Raw genomic sequence first — 2,502 nt, 5'->3', positions numbered from 1 at the left:
CTTCGGAAGTTTACGACTCCGAACTCGACCTCGTCTATTACAACTACCGCCACTATTCCCCGGCCGACGGCAGGTGGATTAGCCGCGACCCCATCGAGGAACAGGGAGGATGGAATTTGTATGCATTTTTAAAAAATAGTCCTCTAAGGAAAGTGGATTTATTAGGAACCGAGGAGAAATTAAATTCTTGTGTGAACATATCTTTTACTGCTAGCAAATCGTTTGCAGGTAAGCAGGTACAGGTCTTCCCTTTTCTATTTATAAATATCTCAGGCTCTTTAAATTTTTCTGCTAATGGGAAGCTATGCAAATCTTGCTGTAACGGGAAAAGTATTGATGCTTATGAAATAGGTGCCGCCGTCTCGGGCGATGCAACTCTTACGGCAACCGCTGGATTTGCTTTCAAGGAAGATGTTGATGGTATTTTTTCGGCAAATGTTTGGGGTGGCGTTCAGGCGTATGGAGGGGCTGAACTATACGGAAGTGGAAGCTTTTCCAAAGACTGTTCTGGTAGTCATGGAAAAGGGGTTGGAATCCTCAAGGGGACAGCAGGGCTTCGAGTCGGTGCCGAAGTCAATTTTAGTGTTGGACAGTGGACATTGGGAACAATAGGAGTTAGCGGTGGCGGGAAAAGCGTTGTCTCACTTCCATTTAATTTTGTTTGTACAGAACGCGATTGTGGGAATCTATCTTGGGGAGAAGGAGAGAACGACTCAAGTTTATTCTTAAACGCATGCGCCTTTGGGGTTTGCTTCGAAAAAGAATTCTAAGAGCTATGCGATATTGTTCTGTTTTAAAGTATGAATTTTGTGAAAATGGACTTGTTCGATTCCGTGCCATTCAGGGTGTTCATGATTCGTATCTGACAACAGTGCAGGTGTCTCGTGGAGAGGTCGAATCCTTTTTGAAAACGCTTTCCGTACTTGAAGCTCATTTGGGGGCCAATCAGTTAAAATCCTTTGGGAGCGTCGACCGTATTTTCTTTTGGCTTCGAAAAATAGTCTTCGTTTGTGAAGTCAAGGAATTTACCCATCCGAAATACAAGGCGTCTCTCGTATTGTATTTGGCGAAGAATAGGTTTGAGGAAATGTTTTTTTACATTAAAGGGAAGTTCTTCTTTTGTGAGCAGACGTTCTTTTCAGATTATGCTGCCACTAAGAAAATGTTCGAGATATTGAAAGAAAGTCTTAAGTAAAATCCGGGACTTAAAATGATCTACAAAAAAATAACATTTTTTCTTTTTTTCACGGGGTTGATCTGCTCCACTTCGTTCTCCTCGCAAAAACTTGAAGATGTGAATTTTTCCGGTTTCGCATATCTTGATGAGGCTGTAGAATTTTCTGATGGCGACGATTGGATATTTTTCGTTACGGCGTGTATTCGGGCAGATACGGATTCAGGGAAAGAGGTTCGCGTAGGGCAGAGTGCTCAACGTTATCAGCTGGTTCGGCAGGAAGGTTGGGGTGTGGAAGTCTGTTGCTTTGAGCTTCCTCCTTTTAAAGAAGACGAGGATTTTCGCTCCGAGAGCTCAAAAAATCCGGCATGCTGTTCTCTTTTTTTGACGAAGAAGATGTTAGGTCTTGTTCATTCCATGAAAGCTAATAGGATGAAAATATGTTTTCAGGTCGATTCTGCCCAAGGAGAGCGAAAAATTGCTTTTGCGAATTGTGTCTATTATGAAAATTCGAAGGATTATTTATTGCCGTTTCCGGATAAATTGAGAAAGCAAATATCCGTCGAAAACAAATAAAAATAAAAGGGCAAAGAGAGAATTTTCGGACGAGTTAAGAAAAACATCATACTCAAGATCGTAAATCTTTCCATCGATTTTTCAATGAAAAAGCTTTTCGTTTTTTGTTGCATTTTTTGCGGTTGTAGCATTTGCCGCTCCTATGAGGATATTGAGCAATGCTTAAATAGTCCTGTAAGACTTAATCTCTATCAAGGGGTAATGGTGGAATCTCCTTCAAATGATGCTGTCGAGAAAGAATTGCTTTTTCGGGAGAAGTTGCTTCGATCCGAAAGATTTTGGGAATATGTAGAATATGTTTTTCGAAGACAATGGGAAGGTAAAGAGGGATTTGAGTTTCGGGTATCCGGATTTAATGCGCAGAAAGAGCAATGCCAATCTTTGGGATTTCACTTCCCCGGAAGCATGAGGATGTGTTTTTCTGAAAATCGGGAAGAAGACCGCCTTATCGTTCAAGGAATGCTTTTCGCGTCGATATATGCATTTGCTCTTGAATCGGGCATGACGCGTGCCAAGGCAATGATTGCCGAAGTCGGGGAAAACAGAGGTGTTAAATTTGAAGAGATTTACAATGAAACATAAGTTTTTCTGCGAAAATTTAAACCAATATTCCAAGGGAGTCATAGCTCCACGCTTCGCTCACCTGCCGCTTCCCGAAAACCCCTCCGAAAGCGATTCCGAACAAAGCGACAGGAATGTCACTAGTGTCCACTAAAAATCAGTTCGAGGGCGGGGTCTTCCTCGGGATTGGG

3 protein-coding genes are annotated in these 2,502 nt (G+C 42.1%); all 3 read left to right on the top strand.

The genetic code is table 11. The features are described from left to right. A partial coding sequence (locus ACI4L0_RS09855; protein ID WP_439800002.1) for an RHS repeat-associated core domain-containing protein occupies positions 1-770 on the top strand: 770 nt, incomplete at its 5' end. 440 nt (positions 771-1,210) lie between these two features. Continuing rightward, a complete protein-coding gene (locus ACI4L0_RS09850) occupies positions 1,211-1,750 on the top strand; it encodes a hypothetical protein (protein ID WP_439800001.1) in 540 nt (179 codons plus the stop codon). A 204-nt stretch (positions 1,751-1,954) separates the two neighbouring features. Beyond that, on the top strand, positions 1,955-2,332 hold the full coding sequence (locus ACI4L0_RS09845) for a hypothetical protein (RefSeq protein ID WP_439800000.1): 378 nt from the start codon (positions 1,955-1,957) through the stop codon (positions 2,330-2,332). The last annotated feature ends 170 nt before the right edge of the window (positions 2,333-2,502 follow it).

Origin of the sequence: Treponema sp. (assembly GCF_051883275.1) — a bacterium.
Classification (GTDB): Bacteria; Spirochaetota; Spirochaetia; order Treponematales; family Treponemataceae; genus Treponema_D.
Note: the sequence above shows the minus strand (reverse complement) of the source record. Positions and strands in the feature narration are given on the sequence as shown.